This window comes from Rahnella perminowiae (assembly GCF_019049755.1).
Classification (GTDB): Bacteria; Pseudomonadota; Gammaproteobacteria; order Enterobacterales; family Enterobacteriaceae; genus Rahnella; species Rahnella perminowiae.
In genome coordinates this window covers 1-25,790 of record NZ_JAFMOS010000597.1, presented here as the reverse complement: position 1 = coordinate 25,790, position 25,790 = coordinate 1, and the positions used below count along the sequence as shown (strand labels likewise).

The 25,790-nt window shown below is 49.6% G+C and carries 19 protein-coding genes and 1 pseudogene; 9 read left to right on the top strand and 11 right to left on the bottom strand.

The genetic code is table 11. The features are described from left to right. Positions 1-71: 71 nt before the first annotated feature. The 4 genes from cap4 to J1785_RS27090 are packed head-to-tail and all read left to right on the top strand — an operon-like array spanning position 72 to position 4,993. Entirely contained in the window at positions 72-1,571 is a 1,500-nt protein-coding gene (cap4, locus tag J1785_RS18355) for a CBASS system CD-NTase-associated protein Cap4 (RefSeq protein WP_217220138.1), read from the top strand. Positions 1,572-1,576: 5 nt separating this feature from the next. Then, on the top strand, positions 1,577-2,722 hold the full coding sequence (locus tag J1785_RS18350) for an SMODS domain-containing nucleotidyltransferase (protein ID WP_217220136.1): 1,146 nt from the start codon (positions 1,577-1,579) through the stop codon (positions 2,720-2,722). Further along, entirely contained in the window at positions 2,719-4,521 is a 1,803-nt protein-coding gene (locus J1785_RS18345) for a ThiF family adenylyltransferase (RefSeq protein WP_217220134.1), read from the top strand. Before J1785_RS18350 ends, J1785_RS18345 begins: the two co-directional genes overlap by 4 nt. After that, positions 4,463-4,993, top strand: a complete 531-nt coding sequence (locus J1785_RS27090) for a Mov34/MPN/PAD-1 family protein (protein ID WP_217220132.1) — start codon at positions 4,463-4,465, stop codon at positions 4,991-4,993. The genes J1785_RS18345 and J1785_RS27090 overlap by 59 nt, the downstream gene beginning before the upstream one ends. 785 nt (positions 4,994-5,778) lie before the next feature. Here J1785_RS27090 and J1785_RS18335 read toward each other — a convergent pair. Continuing rightward, positions 5,779-6,723: an ArdC family protein gene (locus J1785_RS18335; protein WP_217220130.1), complete on the bottom strand. Its 945-nt coding sequence runs from the start codon at positions 6,721-6,723 to the stop codon at positions 5,779-5,781. Between the two features lie 528 nt (positions 6,724-7,251). Here J1785_RS18335 and J1785_RS18330 point away from each other — a divergent pair. After that, complete coding sequence (locus J1785_RS18330; protein WP_217220128.1) at positions 7,252-11,286, top strand: NACHT domain-containing protein; 4,035 nt, start codon at positions 7,252-7,254, stop codon at positions 11,284-11,286. 318 nt (positions 11,287-11,604) lie between these two features. Here J1785_RS18330 and J1785_RS18325 read toward each other — a convergent pair whose 3' ends face one another. Beyond that, a complete protein-coding gene (locus tag J1785_RS18325) occupies positions 11,605-12,531 on the bottom strand; it encodes a LysR family transcriptional regulator (RefSeq protein WP_217220127.1) in 927 nt (308 codons plus the stop codon). A gap of 119 nt (positions 12,532-12,650) precedes the next feature. Here J1785_RS18325 and J1785_RS18320 point away from each other — a divergent pair. Further along, a pseudogene (locus J1785_RS18320) lies at positions 12,651-13,748 on the top strand (alkene reductase). A 211-nt stretch (positions 13,749-13,959) separates the two neighbouring features. Here J1785_RS18320 and J1785_RS18315 read toward each other — a convergent pair. Together J1785_RS18315 and J1785_RS18310 are read right to left on the bottom strand one after the other, a co-directional pair. Continuing rightward, the gene (locus J1785_RS18315; protein ID WP_217220125.1) at positions 13,960-14,562 is read right to left on the bottom strand and encodes a glutathione S-transferase; all 603 of its coding nucleotides are present in this window, start codon (positions 14,560-14,562) and stop codon (positions 13,960-13,962) included. Between the two features lie 4 nt (positions 14,563-14,566). Further along, positions 14,567-15,418: an alpha/beta fold hydrolase gene (locus J1785_RS18310; RefSeq protein WP_217220123.1), complete on the bottom strand. Its 852-nt coding sequence runs from the start codon at positions 15,416-15,418 to the stop codon at positions 14,567-14,569. Between the two features lie 100 nt (positions 15,419-15,518). Here J1785_RS18310 and J1785_RS18305 point away from each other — a divergent pair, with 100 nt between their 5' ends. Beyond that, on the top strand, positions 15,519-16,385 hold the full coding sequence (locus tag J1785_RS18305) for a LysR family transcriptional regulator (protein ID WP_217220121.1): 867 nt from the start codon (positions 15,519-15,521) through the stop codon (positions 16,383-16,385). Positions 16,386-16,429: 44 nt separating this feature from the next. Next, positions 16,430-16,579, top strand: coding sequence for an SDR family oxidoreductase (locus J1785_RS18300; protein ID WP_217220143.1), 150 nt, complete (start codon positions 16,430-16,432; stop codon positions 16,577-16,579). Positions 16,580-16,781: 202 nt separating this feature from the next. Here the strand turns inward: J1785_RS18300 and opgB are convergent, their stop codons facing one another. The 6 genes from opgB to J1785_RS18270 all read right to left on the bottom strand — a co-directional run bounded on the left by opgB (position 16,782) and on the right by J1785_RS18270 (position 24,713). Further along, positions 16,782-19,088: a phosphatidylglycerol--membrane-oligosaccharide glycerophosphotransferase gene (gene opgB, locus J1785_RS18295; protein WP_129951648.1), complete on the bottom strand. Its 2,307-nt coding sequence runs from the start codon at positions 19,086-19,088 to the stop codon at positions 16,782-16,784. Positions 19,089-19,597: 509 nt separating this feature from the next. Further along, positions 19,598-20,314 (bottom strand): ABC transporter ATP-binding protein, encoded by a 717-nt coding sequence (locus J1785_RS18290; RefSeq protein WP_217137648.1) that lies wholly within the window; start codon positions 20,312-20,314, stop codon positions 19,598-19,600. Further along, positions 20,311-21,204 carry an ABC transporter ATP-binding protein gene (locus J1785_RS18285; RefSeq protein ID WP_129951650.1) on the bottom strand — a complete coding sequence of 298 codons (894 nt, stop codon included), beginning with the start codon at positions 21,202-21,204 and terminating at the stop codon, positions 20,311-20,313. The genes J1785_RS18290 and J1785_RS18285 overlap by 4 nt, the downstream gene beginning before the upstream one ends. Continuing rightward, positions 21,201-22,487 (bottom strand): high-affinity branched-chain amino acid ABC transporter permease LivM, encoded by a 1,287-nt coding sequence (gene livM, locus J1785_RS18280; RefSeq protein ID WP_217220141.1) that lies wholly within the window; start codon positions 22,485-22,487, stop codon positions 21,201-21,203. The genes J1785_RS18285 and livM overlap by 4 nt, the downstream gene beginning before the upstream one ends. 13 nt (positions 22,488-22,500) lie before the next feature. Further along, positions 22,501-23,415 (bottom strand): ABC transporter permease subunit, encoded by a 915-nt coding sequence (locus tag J1785_RS18275; RefSeq protein WP_129951652.1) that lies wholly within the window; start codon positions 23,413-23,415, stop codon positions 22,501-22,503. 173 nt (positions 23,416-23,588) lie between these two features. Beyond that, on the bottom strand, positions 23,589-24,713 hold the full coding sequence (locus tag J1785_RS18270) for a branched-chain amino acid ABC transporter substrate-binding protein (RefSeq protein ID WP_129951653.1): 1,125 nt from the start codon (positions 24,711-24,713) through the stop codon (positions 23,589-23,591). A gap of 413 nt (positions 24,714-25,126) precedes the next feature. Here J1785_RS18270 and J1785_RS18265 point away from each other — a divergent pair, with 413 nt between their 5' ends. Next, positions 25,127-25,342 (top strand): YgdI/YgdR family lipoprotein, encoded by a 216-nt coding sequence (locus J1785_RS18265; RefSeq protein WP_129951654.1) that lies wholly within the window; start codon positions 25,127-25,129, stop codon positions 25,340-25,342. A gap of 62 nt (positions 25,343-25,404) precedes the next feature. On the opposite strand, the gene J1785_RS18260 is transcribed toward J1785_RS18265, so the two are convergent. Beyond that, positions 25,405-25,790 (bottom strand): helix-turn-helix domain-containing protein (locus J1785_RS18260; protein WP_217220119.1); only part of this gene is annotated, 386 nt, incomplete at its 5' end.

Sequence of the window (25,790 nt, the reverse complement as noted above, 5' to 3'; positions counted from 1 at the left end):
ACACTGTCTTCTTGAACAGTATCCTCTGACGTGATAGTTTCAAAATGTTACGGTTATTTAGGAGAAATCTTATGGCGACTTCCGTATTGGCTAACTGGCACGGTCATGATTATCAGGCTCGGTATTTCTGGATTGAGGCATCCCGGCTTAAAAATCCTCAACAAGATTTCGTCGCAGAAGTTTCCTATGAGGCCGACGGCCCTAAGGCTTTTGATGACGTCATTACCCGTTATAACCCCCCCCGTCGCAGCTCCGGACCCGAACGGATTCAGGCCGACTACTATCAAATCAAATTTCACGTTACGCAGGCTGTTAGCTTTGGATTCAAGGACCTGACTGATCCCGCCTTCATAAGCGCTAAGTCCTTCTCAATCCTTGAAAGGCTCAAACAGGCAAAGAGCACTGAGCCTGCCAATTCTGCTTTTCACCTTGTAACGACAGATCGAATTATCGATGCAGACCCGCTTGGTGAGATAATCAGTAATGTGGATGGCTCATTACGACTCGATAAGTTGTTTGATGGAACGACCGACAGGAGCCGTAAGGGCGAGGTTCGCAAGCTCTGGCGTGAACATCTCAAGCTTTCCACTGATCAGGAGCTGGAGCAGGTACTTACTGGCTTTCACATTCAACAGTCACAGCCCACGCTTGAAGCGATGCGTGAAAAAGTTAATACCAGCTTTCAGATCATTGGCCTGATCACCTGCGAAACCAGTTCGGAATTCCGTTTCGATGGCGCTGCGCGCGCCTTACGCAGTCAGAAACGTTATCGGTTTACCCGAGAGCAATTCACAGCCCTTTGCGTGGAAGAGAAATGGATCAGATCGGAAGCACCTGAAAGCTTCAGAAATGTTGCGCTACGCTCTTTCAGTGATGGGCCACTGGACATCATGGATGCACTTCCGGAACACACACTCTCCCTGCTTTCTCTCTTCGAAGGTCGCTTTCCCTCCCCAGGCATTGAGTGGAATGATGTTATTAAGCCCCAGGTAGAAACCTTCCTGACAGGTATCAGGCAGACGGAGCGTAAAGTTCGGCTGTTTCTGAATACTCACAGCTCTATTGCATTGCTTGCCGGTAAATGTCTTGGTCATAAGTCAGGCATGGAAATCGAACTGGTCCAGAAAGGGAGAATGGGCGACTCCATCTGGTCTGAGTACGAACCCCACAACGAAACTGCTGCGGTTATCGACATTGAGGCTGTTGGAACCGGAAGCGATGTTGCTGTAGTGCTCAGCATCACGAGAAATGCGCTGACAAAAGCGCGCGCTTACATACTCGCAAATCAGCCTGACATTGGACGGATCATTCATGTCACCCCCGCAAACGGGTACGGACAACGGTCGGTGAAAAACGGTTCGCATGCCGTAGCGCTTGCCGAACAGATATCCGATGCCGTCACGGATGCAGATTTACCGGTTGAGGGAAGCCTGCATATTTTCAGCGCTGCGCCGAATGCCGTTAATTTTTATCTTGGTCAGCACACCGATTTTCTGGGGACATGCGTCTTTTACGAGTATGACTTTGAACGTCAGCGAGATGCCTCTTACCTTCCTTCATTTAAGGTTTAATCACCATGGAACTTCAACCACAGTTCAACGAATTTTTAGGAAACATCAGGCCGACTGATAATCAGAAGGCTGACTGGAAAAGCGGCGCAAAGACCCTGCGCGATCGCCTGAAGAATTTCGAACCACTTCAGGATATCGTCGTATCGACGTTCCTGCAGGGCAGCATTCGTCGTTCAACGGCAATCCGTCCGCTGGGCGATAAGCGCCCTGATGTTGATATTGTCGTGGTGACCAATCTAGACCCTACACGGATATCTCCCACCGATGCAATGGACCTGTTCATCCCATTCCTCGACGAGTATTACCCGGGAAAATGGGAGCCTCAGGGACGCTCTTTTGGTATCACCCTCTCGTATGTCGAACTGGACCTGGTGATTACCGCCATCCCAGAATCAGGCGCTGAAAAAAGCCATCTTGAGCAGCTCTATAAGTCAGAGTCAGTTCTGACGGTTAACTCTCTGGAAGAGCAATCTGACTGGCGCCTGAACAGAAGCTGGGCCCCCATTGTGGGTGGGTTGTTTGAGAGCAACAGAGCCCAGGTAGAAGATGCCCCCGCTTCAGAATGGAAAGCGCACCCGTTAGTGCTTCCTGACAGAGAAAAGAATGAATGGGGCCGGACGCATCCACTCGCGCAGATCAGATGGACCGCCGAGAAAAACCGTCTTTGCAACGGTCACTACATCAACCTTGTCAGGGCGGTGAAATGGTGGCGACAGCAGAACAGCGAAGACCTGCCAAAATATCCTAAAGGCTATCCGCTGGAGCATCTGATTGGAAACGCGCTGGATAATGGCACCACATCAATGGCCCAAGGGCTTGTTCAACTGATGGACACTTTTTTATCGCGCTGGGCAGCCATTTACAATCAGAAAAGTAAGCCGTGGTTGTCAGATCACGGGGTTGCAGAGCATGACGTGATGGCGCGCTTAGCAGCCGAAGATTTCTGTTCATTTTATGAGGGCATTGCGGGTGCGGCGGAAATTGCCCGTAACGCGCTGGCGTCTCAGGAACCTCAGGAAAGTGCAGAACTCTGGCGCCAACTGTTCGGATCCAAGTATCCTTTACCCGGTCCTCAGGGCGGCGATCGCAATGGTGGATTTACAGTGCCAAGTAAACCAGCAGAACCACAGAAAACCGGACGCTTCGCTTGAGTACAGTCGTTCAGCAGGTGCCAGTAGAGCTGCAGGCAGCGTTCACCCTTATCAATAATGATCCAAGGATGCGGACGAACAATGCCTGGGCGCTCTCTGCTGACAAGAGATGGTCGCTTAAATTCACCGCCGGGCTTTCCGTATCCTGCTCCAGGTTTATGCCAGACAACAGCGTCTGGCATCTGGTCCTCTGGCAGGAAGAGGCTCAGATACGCATAGAGGTTTATCCCGATAAATCGGAAGGTATATCAGCAACGTTTCAGCACCAAAACTACAACTTTTCGGATGCGTCTACCCGCGGATGGACATCAGGAAATCCGTGCCTTGAGAATACGCCCGCCGCATTTGGTCGTAACTTATGGGGACAGGAACCCGAAGCATTACTCGACCGAATCAGCTGGCGACTCAGCAGGCTGCTGCTCTGGATTGACGCCGCTGCGCAGGAAAAACTTGCCACAACCGGGGATGCTGTTGAACTCCCCGCCTTCCCCGATCAGTCACCCTTTACCGTAATCGGTTTTAGCGAACAGACTGATGATCTCCCTTTCTGGGCATCGAAAACAGGAGAATGGGGGTTTGCAAGCAGCACTGGATTGCCCGGTGCGCGCGGTACCCGCTTTTTGCGTGAGTTTTTTGATAACAAAGGAAAGCTTATCCGGACAACCAAATGGTCCCCGTTCATGCGCAAAGGCGCGAGAACAACGAACGCAGTGTGGACTGTTTTGCCTACCCTCCCCGTTCTGTACCCATGGCAGGCACCCAGGACCTGGCAGGAGCTTAGCCGTTGCTTCGCACAATGCGGGTTATCACTGCCGGATCTCTTTTCAGATATTGGGCGTTCTGTCAGAGCTCTGCGCAAGCAACACTCGCCCGGATTACTCTTGCTGGGCTTTCCGCTGGAAAACAAAATTGGAGATGAGCCAACGCGCATTCACTGGCTGGCGCTGCATCTGGCCGGTCTCAGTAATACAATGACAAAACGCCCCGGATTCCGCCCAACGGAACGGAATCGCAGAGCCTGGGATCGCGAACAGCCATTTTCACAGGAGCCCATCAGGTGGGTGAGGACGCAGAACTGGGCTGCCGACCAGCTCAGAACACGTGGCGAAGCAGCCAACGACATTCGCAGCAAAAAGGTGCTGATAATCGGTGCAGGCTCACTGGGCAGCATGATTGCAGAAAACCTGATGCGCATGGGTGTTGTCAGCCAGGGCATTCTGGACGCAGACCTCCTACAGACCGGAAATCTGAGCCGTCACACCCTGACAATGACGTCAGTTGGCCATAACAAAGCGGCCGCGCTGGTTGAACATCTGAATCGTATTCTGCCTGACGCAAGTGCACGTTCATTCAGCTGCGCGTTTCCCCCTGAGAGTGAGGTCGCAAAAAACTCACTGCGTCAGTACGACGTGATCATTGATTGTACCGGTGATGATGGTGTTCTTAAGTCATTGGCGGCATTTGACTGGCAAAGTGAAAAAATATTTATCAGCCTGGCGATGACATGGCGAGCTGAGGGTTTATTTGCCTTTGCTGCCAGTGAAACAACGTTTCCGGTTAAGGATGCTTCCAGCCGCTTCGACGCCTCGGCGTCACCTGATATCGAGATGGATGAGGCGAGAATAGAAGGCATCGGGTGCTGGCATCCTGTATTTCCGGCCCGTGCCGATGACGTACAGTTATGGGCGGCCGTCGGAACAAAATTCATTTGCCGGGTGGTCAGTGCGCCAGGGAGAATCTATGAATATTTTAAGCAGATGCCTGATGGCACTGTCGAGAGAGAGCCGCATGAGTATTAAAGATGTGACTTTTTCGAGTGAGAGCGCACTTTATACGGTCGTCATTAGCTCCTCAACCATTGAGCAGATGGTTTCCGAATGTCTTAAAGCTGGCGTAAATGAAACAGGTGGCATTCTGATTGGCTCATACAGCGAAGACAATTCTACGGCAATGATCGTGGAAGCCACGACCCGACCTCCGGATTCACTCGCTGGCCGGACTACATTTCAGCGGGGCGTCAGAGGGCTGAGGTCATTACTTCATACCCGCTGGAAAAAAGGATTGTATTACGTTGGTGAGTGGCATTTTCACCCAGGAGGCTCACCCGAGCCCAGTGGTGATGACTTCAGGTCCATGACAAGCATTGCAGCGAACCCTGACTACCAGTGCTTGGAGCCTGTAATGATTATACTTGGAGGGGATCCGGCAGGCTCTTACAGTCTGAGTGCCAGTGTATTCCCAAGGGGAGACACCCCCATCAGACTGCGATAGGTACTGATTTAATATCCGTCCCCTTTGTTTTCCATCAGACCATGGTCTTCAGGCCCGAAGCGCCACTTTTTGCGGCCCGGCAGAGCTTCGCGCTCTGCCGGTTCGCTCAGTCGACAGATACTCAGGCTGGCCAGCGAGCCGAGGTGTTCATTGTGTGCGGCGTCACTTAATCATCGGTTCCATGAACGATTTCGGTTGAGGTGCTTAATACAAACCACACACGCTTACAAAACCGCTTTCCGAAACAAGAAAACGCGGGATTGCAGAAATGATCGCTTTCAGAGCGACCATTACCAGTCCATAAAGCCTGTGTCATTACCATCTGCCCCGCCGTTGATTCAAAAAGAATGCTGTCATCACTATCCGCTTTTCGCTCAGGCTGTGTGAAAACCCTAGTCCAAAACTCATGTGAGCGTGTCTACGCAAAATCTGAAATTAATCGACCGGTTAGTAGAGCCGAATTTTACGTATGAGCGCGGTTTTCAGCTCTGTTTTTGGCAGTTTCAGCGGCCAAAAAAGTTTTCACACAGCCTGCGCTCTTAACTGACTGTCATATTGGGTTGTGTACTGTACGAGAAAGCTGTATAGCGATATGAGCTAATGCAATTAATCACATGGAGTAACTACACATCAATCCCTTCTTGGGGTTGTTTTAATTCCACTGCAGGAACATGACTGTTCGTTGCTCGCCCTGTCTGGGCTCCGCCTCACTCATGTCCCTACAGCGTTACTGTTTTAAAAGCCCCCTTCACGCAGAGCCCCATTCCTTTGCAGTGCATTCCCACTCAAAGCTTATCCATCAAATAACGATGCGCTTTGGATGCCGCGCTGGCGGCCTTGAAAATATAGCGCTTGTCGTTCTTCAATGCTTTCAGCCAGGAAGCGATATAGCTTTCATGCTGGACCTCCCCGACAATCCCCAGATCCGCCACCAAGAAAGCGCTTCCCAGTTCGGCGATCAACTCCTCAAAAGCATAATCCTCACTGCCAAACTTCCCTTTCATTTCTCGGTTCAGCCGACTTTTTGCCCCGCTCCAGTGAACCAGCTCATGCAGGCCCGTAGCGTAGAAATTGGCCGCGTCGGCAAAAAGATACCGTTCCGGTAAGCGGATTTCGTCAGTTGATGGTGCAAAAAAGGCATTCTGTCCCTTCTCGATGATGGTTGCCCCACTGTTACGGAAAAGCGCTTCCGCACGCGGTAAGGGCTCAAAGGTCTCTGCCGGGCAAACTACTTCGTCACTCAGATGCAAACCATCAATTTGCTCAACATTAAACACGGTGAACGTCTTCAGCATCGGGATAAAGTCAGTTTCTCCGTCGTCATTTTCCTTTTCCAGTGTGGTATAGAAAATGGCGGTAGTGCCATGTTCCCCTTTACGCACCTGCCCGCCTTCCGCTTGCGCCTGTTTGTAAGTCATCCAGCGTGAATCATTGAATCCCTGTTCTGACGCACAGCTCCACAACAACATGATATTCATCCCGCTGTATGCAGCGCCAGTCGCATAATTTGAAGGTAGTCCTGACATGCCCGGTACGCGCTGCCACGGGCAAGACCACGGCTTAACTCCGGCTTCCAGTGCCGCAATGATACTGTCAGTAACTGCCTGATAAATATCGGTTCTATTTTTGGAAAATTTCGTTTTTGAGGAGCCTGACTGCTCCAGCGGGGATACGCTGGTCGCCGTTGCGGCGTTAGGTGAGCTAGTCTGGGTATGCTGGGAAATCGTCATGGTTTTTTCTCCGTCAGTGGTGTGATTTTCGTCTTCGTATCGCCTGACGGTTCGCTTTCCCGACATCGTTCCGGCACGCAAGGGCGCAGAATGCGTGCCATTTACCCTTGCGGGACGGGTTGTGTTGGGAAACGATTAGCCGGAAGCTGATACGGGAACGGAAATCACTGGGGAGAAAAAACTGCCCCTGCATAGTCGGGCGTAGCGCCCCTTATGCAGCAAAGGCGAAATGGGTTTGGGGTTTAAATAGCGGTATTAACTCAGACCTTCTTTGGCAGTATGACCTTCTCACCTAAAATGCACTCAATTAGTCACGAATCCACTATTGATGGGTAAGATCACTTGCATATCACGATTACTAAATGTGATGAATGTCGATAAGTTGTATAACGCGGTCAGAAGTTGATAAAACAGTCCCCCAATAAAGAAAAAATGCCTTACTATCTCTGGTAGAAGCAAGAAAAATCAGGCGCGGCGTTCCTTTCTGCAGGAATATTTGGGCTATTCAAAGCGAAGCATTTTGTAACTATGAATTCAATCTTCTATCTTGAACGTAATTTTACGCACAGTGACAGGACGTACACAGAGACAGAGTTGCTGGCTGCATCAACGCATATTGTTGTGTTAGCAGAACCCGGTGGCGGGAAAACAGAGCTGATGAAAAATATCGCTCAGAAGTTGAACACTTCTGTCTTAAATGCCAGCGTATTTGCTTACGTGGGAGCAGATAAAGAAAATAGCCCACTGGTAATTGATGCCGTTGATGAAGTCGCTAGGATCGATCAATCAGGTATTCATAAACTCCTTGCACTCGCCAGAACATCAAAGCCGACTCGCGTAATCATGTCAAGCAGGTCAAGCGAATGGGGGCTGGCTTCTACCAGTATTTTTGAGAAATTTCTTGGTTTCTCTCCTATGATTGTGAGGCTGAGAGAATTCGATCAAAGCGAACAACACGCCATCTTTAAGCACCATGCACCAGAAGAAGACTTCTTTGCATTCCAGACCGAAATAACACGGTTTAGTTTAGAAATGTTGTTACCAAACCCTCAGTTTCTGAAAATGTTCACCGATGCCTACTTAGAAAGTGGCAGGCAATTTGCTGACAAGCGTTCAATCTTTGCTTTAGCGGTCGAACGACTGGCTAAGGAAATCAATCCAGATATTACGAAAGCCTTTATATCTCTTTCAGTTGCACAGAAGATCGCATTTTCTGCCGAGGTTTATGCCAAACTTCTGTTGTCGAGCGCAGAGGGAGTCAGCACCATCGACGTGACTACAAGCCGGATGTATCCAATGCTGACAGAGTTATTTAGCGGCAGTACTGCCTGTTACGACATATTGTCAACTCAGCTTTTCAAACCCGGCGATAAGGAAGACCAGCACCGCCCGGTTCATAAGATCGTCGCTGAATACTGCGCAGCAGATTATCTTATTAAACGAATAGCCGACCCAGGGGATACTCTCAGTTTAACAAAGTGCTTACCTGTCATTGCACCGAATGGTACTGCCAGGGATGAGTTGAGAGGTCTGCTCGGATGGATGGCGGCATTAGGCAACAAGTCAGTACAGGAATCCATTATTGAGCTTGACGCCTATGCAGTTCTCGCAAACGGCGATCCATCACAGCTTGAACGCTCATCGAAACGAAAACTTCTTCATCGACTCAAAGAGATTGAAGCCGCAGACCCTTACTTTCGTCGGAGCGATTTCTGGCGTCGGTTCAGCGCGGCTGATTTTTTCACGCAAGATGTTATTGAAGAAATAAAGCCTCTTTTAACGATTGGTAATGATGGTCATTTACGTGATTTAATTTTAGAACTTCTGACAGACTCACCAGTAAACAGTCAGTTGACGCCTGAATTAAGTCTGCTTACCTTAAATCCCAACGAGTCTAAACACATTCGTACCTTAGCAAGCAAATGCTTACTAAATGTCAAAGAGTACGATTTTATTGGCGCTTTAGCCGTTTTAATTTTTGAAGCCAGTAATATTTCACTCAATATTGCAGCTAACATCATCGAAGTTACAGGACCAGATAAATTTGATCACAAATATCTCTCTGGATTCTTACGCGTCTGTGCGAACCTCTATCCCGATCACAAAGAACAATTTGAAAGGGTCATTGGCTCTCGTTATTTTATTAAAAAGCTTATTTCCTGTTTTTCACAGCATACTCTTGAACTTCTTCTAGACGAATTAACCAATAATCTTCATTGCCATTGTGGGAAAAGATCCTATGAGTGTGACTGTCGCAATGGAATAAGCAAGATCGTCGGTTCAATGGCTGATCGCTATTTTGAATTAGCTCAAGCGCCGTTTGACCCTGTGAGGATCTGGCAATGGATAGGTAATCTCAATTTTCATCGCCAATGCCAAGCCGATCAAAGTAGGTCGGTACAGGTGCTTCGGGAAAATGACACACTTCGTCAGGAGATCATTGCCCATGTGTTCGGGCCACTAACGGATCGTAATGAAATATTCAACACAAGAGTAGAAAAGTTCGACGGACATCTGCACTCACACTCAGGCCTCCATTTATGGAGGAATGACTATAAATTTATCCTAAATCTGGCGTTTAAAATAGATAATGTAGACCTGTGGGCGAGTTTTCTTACCAGCCACCAACGCTACAGAAACAAGGAAGAGCAAGGTCCCGATGATTTACGCACGCAAATGCGTCAGCACGCCCTTTCCAAACCCGCATTTATGCGCGAATGGGCCAGATACAACAATGCGATGCAATTATCCGCGCAGGATCATCAGGTCTGGAGATTTAGACATAGCCGAAGCAGGAAACGTCATGACAGAAAGCAGCAAGAGATCCATGCCAAAAACATAAAATTTGTTAATGAAAACAGAGATATTATAGAGTGTGGTCGTCACTGGGGTTGTCTGGTGCGTTTTGCAGAACTCGTGCTCATGAATCCGGAAAAAATTGAATCTGAATTTGGTGACGAGAAACTGGTTCGGACTGCGTTGCGAAATTGTCTGGATTTTATTACCTCCGAGGTTCCCACACTTCACGAACTAGCGGCCCTGCAATGCAAATCAAAATGCAGACATTCTGTGATGATTTTATATGCAGCTTGTCTGGAGATTCTACGTGCAGAAGGCAATCTTGAATGTGTCAATATTGAGTTACTTACAGCCTTAAGAACTAACATTCACATGGGATACAACTCAGTTTCGGCGGAAGAACGTGACGCGCTACAGACTGAAATCGACCGCCTCATTTTTCCTGATAGTGAAAATGCTGAAAAATATCTCCGACAGTACGTAGAACCCCAACTCGCTCAGCCATGTCCTCATCCTGAAATCTGGATGTTGAGTGGAGAAGAGGTCTTTCGTCATTCACGCGCTAAACTTTCCATTGAATGGCTTCGTCGTTTTACTGATTTATCTTTTAACTCAGTAGATACACTTTTTGAAATTGCTGCTCAATATGGCGATCGTGGTGATTTAAAAGAGATTATTGCAGAGCGTTGCTCAGAGATTATATCAGGCTGGCCCAATCCGACAGAAGATGAGGATTTTGAACGCAAGCGAATATTCTGGCTGGTACGGGAGTTCTACTTTCTCGAGAGCATTACAGCTACTTATTGGGCATGGCTAAAATCTAACAAAGATAATTTACTGCATTTTTATGAACGTTCTGGGCGCATGAACCGAAGTGAGCACAGTGCCTGGCCGGAACTTACATCAATTAAGGTTGAAGCTATTTTAGACGCTTTCTTTGAACAATGGCCGCGTGTTGAACTGCCAAGTCATTGGGGCAGCGATAGCCCTGAAGAGGAAAAAGCCTACCGCTTTTTAACTGATTTAATTTGGTCACTTGAATCAGATATTCCTGACAATGCAATACCTGTACTGGGTCGCCTTCTTACCGATCCACGTTTCACAAGCCAGCACAAAGGGCTGCAAAGTGTATATGCTGGCCAGCTCAGGAAAAAAGCACTCAGGGATTTTGAACCACCTACGCCAGATGAAATAGTCCAACATCTGGATTGTGATTCAGTGGTTACTGTTGAAAGCCTGCGTCGGTTAGTTCTTCAGGAGCTTCATGATTTCCAGAAAGCGATTGATGGCGGGGAGTTTAACTCGGCAGATCGCTTCTATGAAAAAAATAAACGCCTTGATGAGGTAAAGTCTACGGAGATCATTGCTGAACGTCTCAATTTAAGACTCGAACCTCAGAGCATATCGATAACACCTGAGCATCAGTTAAAAGGTCAAAACAGGAGTGACTTCACGGCATCTAAGTTGATTGGTGGAAAAAGACGGCTGCTGGTTACGGAAGTCAAAGGCCAGTGGCACAGAGAGTTATATTCGGCCGCGTCAGCCCAACTCTATGATCGTTATTCTATCCACCCAGATGCCGAGCAGCAGGGTATTTTTCTTGTTATATGGTTTGGAGAGAGTGAGACCGTTGCAGGCCGCAAGCTCCACGGCATCAAAACCGCTCAGGAACTTAAAATCAGTATTGAAGCAGTGTTACCGGTTGATCTCCGTGGTTTAATCGATGTTTTTGTTTTAGATGTTTCACGACAGAGTAAACATTAGAATTAGTAACATAGCCCCTACTTTGAATTTCTTGAGGGTGTTTTAAGTAATACACTATAAAAGAACTCAACAGTATTGTTACATCGAACATAAATATCCGATATCACCGCAGGTGTGATAGCAGGCATTTACCACCGAGCGATTAACTAAAATTGGTGGTCATTCTGGTGGTCTTGACAGGCAGCAGATTCAGGTTTAGCTTACTTATTAGCCAGTTACTGGCAAAGGCGATCCCAGTCAGAGGAGCCAAATTTAGAGAAGCCCGCTTAAGGAAACTTAAGCGGGCTTTTTGTTTTTAGCATATTGCCTGCTTTTGATTCACTCCGTTGATGAACGCTGCGCGCTCGTTAGCAGTGCCGGCAACTCTTTTTTCAGTTCTTCAATCAAGGCTCTCACTTTAGGAAGCACCACATGAGTCCTTGGCCATATTGCTGAAATGGGGGTAGGCGGTGCCTGAAATGAAGGTAAAATTGTAAGAAGCTGCCCCTTATTAATTGCATCACCGCACAACCAGTCAGGAAGTTGCGTCACCCCACATCCGGCAATAGCAGCCTCCAGCATGGCTTGGCCATTATTGAAACGGTAAGCTGAGGAAACGACATGCCTTACAACGAGCTCTTCTTTACCCCGGATTAACCAGTAAGTTTGCCCTTCTGAGGGCAACCCTGAAATGCAGCTGTGCGATGAAAGCCCACGAAGGTCAACGGGGGTGCCTGCCCGCTTCAGATAGCCCGGAGAGGCGCAAATAATAAACCTTTGCTCGCCCAATCGTGTGGCTACCAAATCACCTGAGTCAGGCAGGGGGCCAAGTCTCAGGGCCAGGTCAAAGCCGTCTGTTGCCGGGTCACGAACCCGATCGCTGAAATCCACTTCGATATTCAAAGCCCGGTATTTTAAGGCCATGATATTGAGTAAGGGCATAATGAAAAGGTGCCCAAAGGCCACGGGTACCGTCAGGCGCATCAGTCCGGAAGGTTCCACTATCCCCGCCTCTATTCTGCTTTCGGCATCTGAAATCATATCCAGCGCATCATTGCAGCTATTGAAATAGATCTCACCCTCCGGTGTCAGTGACAGGCTGCGCGTACTGCGGTTGAGTAAGCGAACCCCCAGACGTGTTTCCAGACGTTTGATGCTTTTGCTGAGTGCCGAACGCGTCACGCCTAAACCGTCAGCTGCAGCGACGAAACTGCCTTTTCTGACGACTTCAGTGAATTCTTGTACACCATTGAGTTGTGCCGTCACAAATATTGGTTCCTTTATATCAACACTGAGGGGCTTTTTGACCGGCTAATCACGGCCTTAAAATAAAGATAAGATCCCTGACAATACATTTTTACCATGAAATGTCTTCAGGAGACAGAATGAGCGAATTATTGAATGTCTACACAATGAATGAAATAAGTCTTAATAATCGTGTCGTTATGGCACCAATGACCCGATCGCGAGCTTACAACCTTGTTCCCACTGACAGTATGGTCACTTACTATCGACAGCGCGCCACAGCAGGTTTAATTGTTTCCGAAGGTTCACCAGTTTCAATGGAAGGTCGTGGACAAGCTTACACACCGGGAATTTATACTGACGAACAGATAGAGGGGTGGAAGAAGGTTACTGAGGCGGTACATCGGCAAGGCGGGAAAATATTCATTCAGCTTTGGCACGTAGGACGTTCCTCACACATTGCTCACCAGCCTGATGGACAGGCACCGGTCAGTTCTGTCTCGCGTATTGCAGAAGGCTGTACAACTCACATTCCCGGGGATAACTATCAGTCTGTGCGCGCATTTCACAGCCAGCCCCGCGCATTAACAACGGATGAAATACCTCGGGTGACGCAGGATTTTGTCAAGGCGGCTAAAAATGCCATTTAGGCGGGATTTGACGGTATAGAGATCCACGCTGCTAACGGCTACCTCTTTGAGCAATTTATCAACGGTGGACTTAACGACAGAAAAGACCGTTATGGCGGTAATATTGCCAATCGCCTGCGATTTACGCTGGAAACTGTGGATGCGGTCTCTGCCGCCATCGGGAGTCACCGGACAGGTATCCGTATTGCACCTTTTGGCCGCCTGCAGGATATGCATGGCTTTGATGATGAGGAGGATACCTGGTTAGCTTTGGGTATTGAAATGCGTCGCCGCCAACTTGCTTATGTGCATTTGAGCGATCAGGAATCTCTGGGAGCGCAGGCCATTCCTGCCGGTTTCCTGACAAAGTTTCGCGAAACCTACGAGGGAACCCTCATCATCGCGGGCAGCTATACACAGGAGCGTGCAGAGCTGGCACTCAGGGAGGGTTTAGCCGACTTAATCGCATTTGGGCGTCCTTTCATCGCCAATCCGGACCTCGTGAAACGCATGAAGAACGGTTGGCCTATTGCTGTTCCTGACAAGAATACGTTCTACACCGGGCAAGATGGAGGTTATATAGATTATCCCATGTATAACGTGGATTAAGCTTCCCTGAAACAGCAATGCATCTGGAATGCATCCGTAATTCATCTAAACCAATAAATGAAAATACGGTTAATAAGGCGCTGCGGTTGATGGAACTGTATTCAATGAATGTTGATGGAGCTACCTTTTGCAAGCGCCTGATTCTAATGCGCTCAGTGTTACTTTTATATAAAGTACTGAATCATAAGCGCCGGAATACGCAACCCCCTTTTTAAATCAACGGCGTTGCCAAAAATTCCGGTCGCTGTTCGGCCACCAATCTAAACCTGGCCACTTCCGGATATCGCGCACAGTTCACGGTATCCGGCAGCATCAATTCTGTAAAACTCCAGGCCACTGCGATACTGATACCGGCCACGGACAGCATATCAGGATGACCTTCCCGCAGGCCGTTCTCCAGTGTCTGCCATGCGCCGTGAAGCTGTTGAGTCACGCGAGTCACCCAGGGCTGATGCTGTTTTTCTTCTGGCCTGAGACGCTGCTCGTAAACAAGCTGTACCGCTTTCTCGCAGGCTGCCAGGGCGAATCCTGTAAGATGCAGATCCCGCAATTCTTCCGCTTCGGACGATGATGCCGGTGCAGCAGAATGAGTGGAATATTTTCCGAGGTAATGAATGATCAGTGTTGAGTCGATCAGTACCTGATTATCATCTGTGATAAGGGTTGGAACTTTGACTGCCGGGTTAATTTTTGTGAAGGCATCAAAATCGCTGAATACCGAAAGCGGTCGATGTTCAAATTCAATACCCATTACTTTCATATAAATAGCCACCCGTCTGACATAGGGTGAATCCAGCATTCCGATCAGGATCATGGCTCTACCTCATATTATGTTGATTAACAAAATCAATTAACTGTGCGGCGACAGGTAAGGGTACATCTTCCATTAAAAAATGTCCGGCCTGTTGATAGATATGCAGCGTGGAAGAGACGATATCGCGCTGCAAACGCTTTCCATACTCAACGGGTTGCCATTCATCTTCCGCGCCCCATAAAATCTGCACAGGTAACCGGAGTTGCGGAAGTTTTTCTGCAAAATCAGCGGTGTAACAGGCATTATAGTGCGCAACCTGATGCTGATAGAATGAAGCCTGGCCCACCACACCGCAAAGCGGCGCGAGATAACTTTCCAGCCGCTCCTCTGTCATAAGATGCTTATTAAAAACGGCCATCTGCAACTGGCGGGACATTGCGCGGTAATGCTCAGTGGCAGGTATCCGCGCATAATCCGCATAGTTATCCCGCATATCTTTCCATGTGGATGAAGGCCAGGAGTCGTAGCTCGGAATATCTGCAAGTGTAAGTGTCTGCAGAAGGGATGGCCTGTCGAACGCCAGCCGGAGCGAAATTGCCCCGCCGATATCGTGACCAAAAAGATGCGTTTTTTCGAGTTGCCAGTGTTCAAGCAGCTTCAGCAGAAAACTCGCCTGTGAGGCAACCGAAGTATCAGCCGTCAAAGGGCGCTCGGATGCGCCAAACCCAGGCAGGTCATAAAGGTGAACGCGAAACCCCGCATCGACAAATACCGGAACCAGTGTCTGCCAGATTACAGAATGTGCGGGAGTACCATGCACCAGCACCAGAGGTGTACCTGAACCATGGATCCCGGTCGCAATGCGGCAACCCTTTATCAAAACGTTGCTATTCAGTAATGCATTATTAGCGGGCATAAGCTTTCTCCGTTGTGCTCGTTTCAGTCAGGCTATCCGTTGACTGAATATGACACCAGTGACATTCTTTCCCGATGTAAACCAACTTTTGTCATAAAAAATGAATAAACGACTCTCCGTTGATTCGCTCAGAGTTTTCAGAACTGTGGTGCAAACGGGCAATATGAGTAAGGCTGCATTACTCCTCAATCTGAGCCAGTCCGCCGTAAGCTGGAAGCTCAGACGGCTTGAAGATCATCTTCAATGTCAGCTGTTTATGCGCATCGACGGTAAAAGCGTTCCGACGGAAAAGGGCAGCGTTTTATTGCGCCATGCGGAAAATATACTCACGGAGCACGATAATGCCGTGGCCTATTTTTCTCCTTCTGCACTCCGTGGAAAGCTGCGAATTGGAGTCACGGAACACATCTCAATGACCGAAATATGTGGGGTTATCTCAACCTTCACGCATCACCATCCTGAAGTGGATATACAGCTGGTTGTTGAGCAAAGTCATCTCCTTCGTCAGCATTTTTCTGAAGGAAGTCTGGAAATCATCTTACATCAGGATTTCACGGGCACGGCATCGCCGGAAGACCAGGTATTATGGAGTGAAAAGTTATACTGGTGCGCAACGCCTGCGTGGCGGTATGAATCTGATAAGTGCCTGAAGCTTATTACGTGGGGACCGGATTGCTATTACCGTAGCCTGGCCGAGGAAAAACTTCGTCAGTCAAAGATTCCGTTTACTGTGATGCTGGAGTGCCCCTCGGTAGCGGGTATGCTTGCAGCGATAACGACTGGCCTGGGTGTGGGCATAATCAATCAATACAGCATTGATAAAGCGGTTTGTAACGTGTCCGGGTTTGAGATGATGATGCCGCTGCCGTCGGTAGATTGCCTGTTGCGCGTGAACGAATACCGCTTTAATCCCGCAAGCGAGGCCTTCTGCCAGATGCTGACCAGGGTGATGCATAAACAGCGGTAGTGAACTGACAGGCTTTTAATTGATTCATACAATGATTGTCATCAATGTCCGCTTCTGACACAAAACCGTCCGCAAGAGATTTCAATGAGCAGCAAGAAGCGGACGTCAGCCAGAACGCAGGCCTGGCGAGCGATGAAAGCAGTTATATCGCGGGAGCAGAAATCTGTGTGGACGGTGGGCTGACACAGGTTTAGTTGTAGCGCTTGCCTCTGGCACTAAACTGCCTACACAAAGGATTTCGTTGGGCAGCCAGCTGTTCTTAATTTTGGCCGATCACATTGGAGAAGAAAGGCAGGTTTGGCTATGGGACTGGCAACATCGCCTTTTTAACATGGGTCATTGCTGCCAATAAAAAACCCGCCGGGGCGGGTTTTAATGTTTGCGGCAAACTGCAGATTAAGACTGCGGATCCACCGGCTGAACTTCAAGCGAAACCATACCGATGCCCAGCTTACGCGGCTGGAAGCCACCGCTGGTCCCTTCGGTGGGCTCAGTCGGCTCCGGCGGCGTGATCACGATACTCTGCTCCGCCCCCGGGTTGGTGAACTGTACTTTCACGATGCCGTCAGTATCACCAAAGGTCACAAACTGTTCCTGATCCCCGACGCGGACAGAAACCGGCTTATCAATATTATTACCGTAAGCACGTGCGCGGATCACCACATCAAAAGTAGCGGGCAGCGGTTTGACATAATCAATTTTCACCGACGGTGCCAGATTGGCATCTGACCAACGTCCCCAGTTTTCAACGGCAGACACACCGGTAATCGCTTTTACCTGCTCCGGCAATCCCGGCACCATAAAGGCAATGGCTTTAGACTGGTAGGTAGTGGCCGCATCGTCAATGTTCAACGCATTCAGGGTTTGCTGATAAATGGCGTTACTGCCCGACGTGTCTTTCGCGAAGTCTACTTTACCTTTGAAGGTATCGCCGGTGGCCTGCACAATTGTCGGCTTCGCCCCGAGGTTGCCCGATGCAACACACAGGCCGGTATTGAGCGACAACTCCGGTGCCCACACACGGCCCATTTCGTAGCATTTATCGACCCAGACAAAGTTATCGCTGGTCGCCAGTCCGGCCAGCTGTTTTTTCAACGGCGTTGACAGATAGACATCGAACATCGGTTCAATTTTGTCTCCCGTGACCTTCAGAATAAACGGCGTTTTGATGGTCATGCCGGAGAAAGTAAAGGTACTGTCTTTGGTATTCACCGCATAATTTTTGATGCTGTTCGGGAAGCCCCATTGTTTGATGACCGCCGGTTTCCAGGCATTCACTTTGTCATCAATATTCAGGAACTGCGCGGTCATAGAGGTCGCAGAAACACCACTGCGACCGAGACCGATATAGTTATCGCCGCCCATCATATCCAGTATGGTCGCACCATTATCCAGCGTACTGCGTTTCGCCGCATTGAGCTCACCCACCGGATGACGCCCGTCAAGGACGAAGAACAGGTCTTTACGGTTCTGTTTAGTCAGAATGTTGTATGCCGTGTTGTTCATTGCCAGATGGTCGGAAGACACCACAATGACGGTGTTATCAAAATAACCGGACTTTTTAATCTTATCGATAAAGGCGGCAATCAGTTCCTGACTACAGGACACGGCACTCAGTGACTGGTTAGCTTTACCGTTCACTTTATATTCCTTGCGGGTACAACCCCGGGAAATAAAGCCATCAGGATGATGCGTGTCAACGGTCAGCGTAAACAGTGAAAATGGCTTACCTTCCTGACTCAGCGTGATGAACTTTTTATACACTTCATCCAGCAAGGTGTCGTCATACCAACCCCAGTCGTTTTTGTAAGACGGATCCGCCACGGTCGGACGCAATTCGTTGTAGCCATAAAGATGGTCGAAACCATGGGATTTCAGGAAAGTACCTTTACCTGCGAAAGCCAGTTCTGCGCCCTGATAGAAATAGTTGGTATAGCCGGCACCTTTGAGCACGTCGCCAAGACACACGTTTTCCGGGTAGAAGGTCGCCAGTGCACTGGAGGCATTGCCATCAAACGGCGCAAACAGCGGGATCCCGCACTGGGAAGCCACCATACCGGCGATGGTATAACCCGTGCCCGGCAACTGTTTGGTATTAGTGAAATCAGTGCTCTGCGCTTTATGGCGATTTAATTCGGTCGTCAGGCCGGGGAAAACCTTGTCATCAAAATAAGTGCGTTCCAGACTCTCGCCATAGATATAAACCAGGTTAGGTTTTTTCGCGCCCTTGATGACTTTTTCGGGCACTTTGTAATAGGTATTAAAATCTGCGCCGTTGCCGGAAATTTGCGTTTTGACCAGCCGGGAAATGTTCTGGAATGCCTGAGTGGAACCCACGGAAAAGACCGCCAGTACCACGGCCAGTGCGCTGTAGACGGCACTGCTGTTTTTAGCACGACGCTGTTTCAGCCCCCACGCCAGCAAAGCAAATACGGCAATCAGCCCCGCCAGTAAACCGATAAACGGCAGGATATATTTATTGAGCCCCGCCCCTTTCAGGCTGCTGGTAACGGTATATAACACGGCGTCCGTGATGCCTTCGCCGGTGAAATAATTGCTGCCGATCAGGATGACATTCAGAATGACGTAAAGCCCGAGGAAAAACAGCACCAGTGAAAACCAGACACGGCTGGACGACGCCCGCGTGACGTAGAGAAAAATAGAAGAAAGAAATAATACAAATGAAATTATCTCAGAAGCCATTTCAGCACCCTGTCTGATTAAAACAATAAACTCTACGACCCATTTCTGCTGTTTTGCGAGCAGCGCCGACGGTTCAACTCATCGAGCGAATGACCTGGATCATTCACTTCATCCCTGAGACAGGAAAATTCATGCCAAAAACGGATAGCGCTATATAGCCTGTTGAGCCTGAACGGGTCAACGCCTTCACCCGGCTTCAGGTCACTGATTTCGCCTAAAAAAATGGTATTTTACAAATTTTTGACGGCTGATTTCGCATGATAACCCAGAAATTTAACTTTATGGTCACTTTTCAGTAAGAATCTTATGATAGCGGAATACTGTGAGTGAAATGTGGAGGGCGGTTGAAAATTAACAAATTCGGAATAAACCTTATTAGAGGTGACTGGCTGAGATACGCGTAATCACTGACGTTAAGCCCGGCGAGCAACGCACAATGCGCAGACACAATTGAGTGATTCAGATAAGAAAGTGCAGCCAATACAGCTGCAGCTTCAGGGAGACGGGGCTCAGATCCCGCCTAAGTAGGCTTTGCGCACCTCCTGATTATGCAAAAGTTCTTCTCCCGTCCCACTCAGGCGAATTTGCCCGTTGACAATAACGTAACCCCGGTCAGACAGCCTGAGCGCATGATGCGCATTTTGCTCCACCAGAAAGATCGTCATGCCACTTTTCGCCAGTTCACGCAGGGTCTGGAAAATTTGTTTCACGATAATGGGTGCCAGCCCGAGACTCGGTTCATCGAGCAGTAACAGCTTCGGACGACTCATCAGCGCACGGGCAATCGCCAGCATTTGCTGTTCGCCACCGGACATGGTCATCGCCCGCTGTTTACGGCGTTCCTTCAGGCGCGGGAATAACGCAAACATGGTTTGCAGATCTTCTGCCGCATGCTGATTCCCGACAGGAATGGTGCCCATCAGTAAATTTTCTTCCACGGTCATATCCGGAAAAACGCGCCGCCCTTCCGGCGATTGTGCAATTCCCGCCGAGGCCACAAAGTGTGTCGATTTGCGGCTGATATCTTCTCCGCGAAACAGGATTTGCCCGCTCTGTATGCGTGGCTGACCGAATATCGACATCAGCAGCGTTGATTTTCCGGCACCATTGGCGCCGATCAGCGCCACGGTTTCTCCCTGATTCACCTTCAGAGACACCTGCTGCAATGCCTGAATCGCCCCGTAATACACATTCACATCGCGAAATTCCAGCATCGTGTCGCTCATAAGCTGACCTCGTCATCTTCATCAGCACCCAGATACGCGGCGATGACCTTTTCATCATTCTGAATAACCTGCGGTATGCCTTCGGCAATCACGTCGCCGTGGTCGAGCACGATAATGTGGTCGGAAATTTCCATTACCATGCCCATATCATGTTCTATCAACAGGACGGTAATGTCGTGATGATCGCGCAGGAAGCGGATAATTTTACTCAACGTACGTGTTTCCACCGGATTCAGACCTGCAGCCGGTTCGTCCAGGCAAATCATTTCCGGCGCGGTACACATTGCGCGGGCGATTTCCAGCCGCCGCTGCTGACCGTAAGACATCTCCCCCGCCAGCCGGTTGGCGCAATCGACCAGTTCCACCACCTCCAGCCAGTAAAATGCGCGGTCAAGCGCCTGATTTTCAGCCCGGCGGTAACCGGGTGTATTGAGCACGCCCGCAATCAGGTTGCGGTTAGTCTGCATGTGCTGCGCCACCAGCAGGTTTTCAACCACCGACATTTCACGAAACAGCCGGATGTTCTGAAAAGTTCGCGCCAGCCCGGCGCGGTTGACCAGGTGCGTACCACCGAACATTTTGTAGAAAATACGTTTGCCCAGCTGCGCCGGTTTAATCCAGTCATCCGGCTGAAATTTCTGTCCGAGCACCTGGATCACATTGGTGGTGCGCCGGCATGTATTGAGCAAAATATTGCCGCCGGACGCTTTATAGAAACCGGTAACGCAATTAAATACCGTGGTTTTCCCTGCCCCGTTCGGGCCGATCAGCGCGGTAATCGAACCGCGTCTCACCGCAAGATTCACATCGTTCAGCGCCTTAATACCGCCGAAATGCATACGCAAATGTTCAACACTGAGGATATTGTCATCGGCTAACGCTTCGCTCATGGTGCGACTCCTTTGCGCACGGCAAACCCGCTGCGGCTGATGCGGATTAAGCCGCGCGGCCGCCAGATCATCATCACCACCATTAATACGCCAAACAGCAATACGCGATATTCAGCAAAGCTGCGTAACAGTTCCGGCGCGACGGTCAGCACAAATGCTGCCAGTACCACGCCGATGGTTGAACCCATACCGCCCAGCACCACAATCGCGAGGATCAGGGCAGATTCGAAAAAGGTGAAAGACGTCGGGTTAACGAAACCCTGATACGTGGCGAAAAACACCCCCGCAATACCGGCAGTGGACGCGCCGAGCGTAAAGGCAGACAGTTTGACCAGCACATGATTGAGCCCCATCGCACGGCAGGCAATTTCATCCTCACGCAACGCTTCCCACGCCCGGCCAATCGGCATGCGGGTCAGCCGGTGTTTGATAAACAACACCAGCAACACCACCAGAACCAGCACGGCATAGATGAAGATAAATTTCATGTTCGGGTTATAAGTCAGATGAAAAAACTCGTGGAACGGCACGCCGCCTTCCTTCGCCCGCCGGCCAAATTCCAGACCGAAAAAAGTGGGTGGAGGGGCAGATACCCCGTTAGGACCACCGGTGAAAGATAACCAGTTGGTCAGCACCAGCCGGATAATTTCACCGAAACCTAACGTCACGATCGCCAGGTAATCCCCGTGCATACGCAGCACCGGGAAACCCAGCAAAGCGCCTGCCAGTGCGGCCATCACCGCCGCCAGCGGCAGCATCGACCAGAACCCCAGCCCGAGGTACTGGTATCCCAGCGCCAGTCCGTATGCACCAATGGCGTAAAACGCCACGTACCCTAAGTCGAGCAAACCAGCCAGACCGACCACGATATTCAGTCCCAGGCCGAGCAGGACATAAATCAGCCCCAGAATGGCAACCGTCAGAATATATTTGGTGGCGACGAACGGAAAGAAAATCGCCAGCACGAGGAGCAGTGGAATAATCCAGCGCAGATTGCTTTTGTCATCCGGCGCGCGGACATACACACCTGCGCTGTCAGATTCGAAACGCGCCCGCATTTTCTGTCCGGACCTCGTTTCTAAAAATACACTGAGCAGGAAGCGGCCGGACATCACCGCCACAATCATCCAGACCAGGCGCTGACTATGGAAATTAAAACTGTAGCCATCGAGCACCACGCCAACTACCGGCCCGAAAATAATCAGCGCCACCAGCCCGGCAAAAATGGCATCCAGCAGACAGCGTTTCAGTGAAAAGCCACTGTTTACAGCGGTTTGTGACATCATTTTATTTTCCTCACACTTTCGTCACGACCGGACGGCCCAGCAGGCCCTGAGGGCGGAAAATGAGGATCACCACCAGCAATCCAAAGGAGAATACGTCTTTATAATCGGAATTCACCATGCCTGAGAACTGCGCTTCGGCGATCCCCAGGATCAGCCCGCCGAGCATCGCGCCCGGTAATGAGCCGATCCCGCCAAGCACCGCGGCGGTGAAGGCTTTGATGCCGATGATGAATCCGGCATAGAAATCGAACGTGCCGTAGTTCATGGTCACCAGCACCCCGGCCAGCCCGGCCATCGCGGCACCCATCATGAAGACCAGCGAAATGATACGGTCAGTATTAATGCCCAGTATCGAAGCCATTTTTCTGTCCTGCTGCACGGCGCGACACATCCGCCCAAGTCTGGTGTGGCTGATAATCCACGATAAAACCAGCATGCCCACCAGTGATGCCAGCAGGATGAAAATTTTGGTGTAGGTCATCTGGACAAAACTTTCGCCGATATGAAAACGGAACGCGCCATCCAGCAGGGTCGGAATACCTTGCTGCCGCGGCCCCTGACTGATCTGGGCGTAATTTTGTAAGATAAGCGACATGCCGATAGCAGAAATCAGCGGTGCAAGGCGGGTCGAATTACGCAACGGCTTATAGGCAATGCGCTCAATTGCCCAGCCGTAAACGCCGGTGACCACGATGGTGAACACCAGAGTGCCCAGGATCAGTAGCGGAAAAGAGTGAAGTCCGAAGAAAGAGAGCAGTGCCAGCGCAATGGCGCAGAGGTAAGCTGAAATCATATACACTTCGCCGTGTGCGAAGTTAATCATGCCGATAATACCGTAAACCATGGTGTAGCCGATGGCGATCAACCCGTAAACAGCACCCAGCGTGATGCCATTAAATAACTGTTGCAGAAAGAATGAATCCATAAATACACAGTCTCTTTTTGTGACCGCGCCCGGCTAAGGCGCATTCATTAAAGCGAATAAAACATTATCGCTACAGCCGTTCGGACCCGGTCAGCGCACAAGAACCGTCGCGTACATGGAATACGTAAGGTCACTGAGCACTGCCCGGGTTCAAAATGGCAAATAAGCGTGCTTTATTCTTTCACTTCCTGATATTTGCCTTTGTCATCCCACTTATAAACCACGTAATCCGAAACTTTCAGATCGCCTTTGCTGTCCCAGGCTTTTTTGCCCATGACAGTATCCACGCTGTTGGCTTTCAGCCATTGGCTGGCTTTGGCGGAATCGCTGCCGCCGGTGGCTTTGAACGCTGCGGCAATGGCCTGAACGGAGGCATAGGAATAAAGGGTATAACCTTCCGGCTCAAACTTGCTGGCACGGAATTTATCGATGACCGCTTTACCTTCCGGGATCAGGCGCGGGTCTTTACCAAAGGTCATCAGGATGCCGTTGGTGTATTGCGGGCCACCTGCGGCGGTGACCATTTCTTCGTTCACGATGCAGTCACCGGAGAAGAAGGTGGCCTGCACGCCCTGCTCACGCATCTGGCGCACCAGCGGACCGGCCTCCGGATGGCAACCGCCGAAGAACACCACATCCGGTTTCTGCGCACTGATTTTGGTGACCAGCGCGTTAAAATCTTTTTCACCTCGCGACAGCCCTTCGTACATCACTTCCTTCACGCCACGCTTGTTGAGCGCCGCTTTGGTGGCATCCGCCAGCCCCTGCCCGTAGGTATCTTTATCATGGATAATGACCACTTTTTTGGCTTTCAGCTTGTCAATGATGTAATCGCTGGCAACCTGCCCCTGCTGGTCGTCACGTCCACACATGCGGAACATATCGCTCATGCCACGTTCGGTGATTTGCGGGTTGGTTGAACCCGGTGTGATGGCGATAATTCCGGCATCGTTATAAACCTCGGACGCCGGCATGGTAGAAGATGAGCAAAAATGCCCGACAACCGCCTGCACTTTATCCTGATCAACAAGACGGTTCGCCACCGCAACGGCCTGTTTCGGTTCGCAGGCATCATCACCCTGCACCAGTTTGATTTTCTCGCCGTTAATTCCGCCTGCGGCATTAATGTCATCAGCGGCCTGTGTGGCACCATGCCAGTACTGATCGCCATAGGTGGCATTCGGGCCGGTGAACGGGCCGGCGACGCCAATCACGATATCCGCACGCGCAGAAAACGCCGTGACCAGACAGCCTGCCAGCAACAAAGAAAGAGGACTTTTAATAAATTTCATCGACATCATCATGATCCTTAGGACTGAGTTAATGCAAAACGGGTGAAGGAAAACGCATGTAGCAAAAACACCAACACGAAGTCGTCATCTGAAAATGTGAAATTTAATGCTTAATCTTGAGACTGAGGATTCCCCGCTTATCACCAGGGGTGAAAACATCAAAGGTAAGAGACATAAGCAAAATATCTGCCAGTGTTACAGAACCTTTGAGAATGTTACGGGTTATGTGAGTATAGATAGCGGCGCAAGAGCGTTACGAACAAGTCACAGAAACAACGACGGGATCACATCGCACCGTGCTGGTGCACAATCGCGGTTTTGCACGCACTATTACGCTTAGTGACATTTTTATTCTTTGCTTCTTACGGCAGTTTGTTTTGTAATGCCGGCAAATGATTGCAACAGGAACCTGCTGAACAATGAAGAAATTATTCTGCCTGACGGCCGGGGTTCTGGCCCTGGCATTAACCGGCTGTGCCAGCGATTATGTGATTAATACGAAATCCGGCGACCAGTTTTTCGCCCACGGTGAACCGGATCGTGACCGCGATACCGGTATGACCAGCTATACCGACATGAACGGCGATTATCACCTGATGAACACCAATGATATTGCGGGTATTGTGAAAAAGTAGGTAAGACGGGGCCAGTCATCTGACACGAAGGCAAAATGTGGCCTGCCAGTGACAGGCCCGTTTTATTTAATAATATTGGCTCTCATGGCTTTCATTATCACCTGCACTCTATTTTTAGCCCCAAGTTTGGTCATGCAATTGTTAATGTGAAATACTGCTGTTCTTTCTGAAATTGACAGAATCCGGCTTATTTCCCAACTGATTTTCCCTTCCGCAAGCCAGACCAAACATTCACGTTCTCTTGCAGTCAGTATTGCTGGCGGCGTTAAATTCCCTACCTTATCAATAAGTTTATTATTAAAATCCCTTAAAAATTGATTATTAAGTTTGTGCAAATAAACTGTAATCATTCCACTAATATTCATGGATTCCTTTTGCGAAACAAATATATCTTCTTTTCGTGCCACACTGAGCACGCCTATATACTGGTCATTTATCGGTAAAGACA

Bases quoted from the DNA above. Each gene is read 5' to 3' on its own strand.
- cap4 (WP_217220138.1), top strand. From the start codon at position 72: ATGGCGACTTCCGTATTGGCTAACTGGCACGGTCATGATTATCAGGCT.
- J1785_RS18350 (WP_217220136.1), top strand. From the start codon at position 1,577: ATGGAACTTCAACCACAGTTCAACGAATTTTTAGGAAACATCAGGCCG.
- J1785_RS27090 (WP_217220132.1), top strand. From the start codon at position 4,463: ATGAATATTTTAAGCAGATGCCTGATGGCACTGTCGAGAGAGAGCCGC.
- J1785_RS18335 (WP_217220130.1), bottom strand. From the start codon at position 6,723: ATGACGATTTCCCAGCATACCCAGACTAGCTCACCTAACGCCGCAACG.
- J1785_RS18330 (WP_217220128.1), top strand. From the start codon at position 7,252: ATGAATTCAATCTTCTATCTTGAACGTAATTTTACGCACAGTGACAGG.
- J1785_RS18315 (WP_217220125.1), bottom strand. From the start codon at position 14,562: ATGATCCTGATCGGAATGCTGGATTCACCCTATGTCAGACGGGTGGCT.
- J1785_RS18310 (WP_217220123.1), bottom strand. From the start codon at position 15,418: ATGCCCGCTAATAATGCATTACTGAATAGCAACGTTTTGATAAAGGGT.
- J1785_RS18305 (WP_217220121.1), top strand. From the start codon at position 15,519: ATGAATAAACGACTCTCCGTTGATTCGCTCAGAGTTTTCAGAACTGTG.
- J1785_RS18300 (WP_217220143.1), top strand. From the start codon at position 16,430: ATGTCCGCTTCTGACACAAAACCGTCCGCAAGAGATTTCAATGAGCAG.
- opgB (WP_129951648.1), bottom strand. From the start codon at position 19,088: ATGGCTTCTGAGATAATTTCATTTGTATTATTTCTTTCTTCTATTTTT.
- J1785_RS18290 (WP_217137648.1), bottom strand. From the start codon at position 20,314: ATGAGCGACACGATGCTGGAATTTCGCGATGTGAATGTGTATTACGGG.
- J1785_RS18285 (WP_129951650.1), bottom strand. From the start codon at position 21,204: ATGAGCGAAGCGTTAGCCGATGACAATATCCTCAGTGTTGAACATTTG.
- livM (WP_217220141.1), bottom strand. From the start codon at position 22,487: ATGTCACAAACCGCTGTAAACAGTGGCTTTTCACTGAAACGCTGTCTG.
- J1785_RS18275 (WP_129951652.1), bottom strand. From the start codon at position 23,415: ATGGATTCATTCTTTCTGCAACAGTTATTTAATGGCATCACGCTGGGT.
- J1785_RS18270 (WP_129951653.1), bottom strand. From the start codon at position 24,713: ATGTCGATGAAATTTATTAAAAGTCCTCTTTCTTTGTTGCTGGCAGGC.
- J1785_RS18265 (WP_129951654.1), top strand. From the start codon at position 25,127: ATGAAGAAATTATTCTGCCTGACGGCCGGGGTTCTGGCCCTGGCATTA.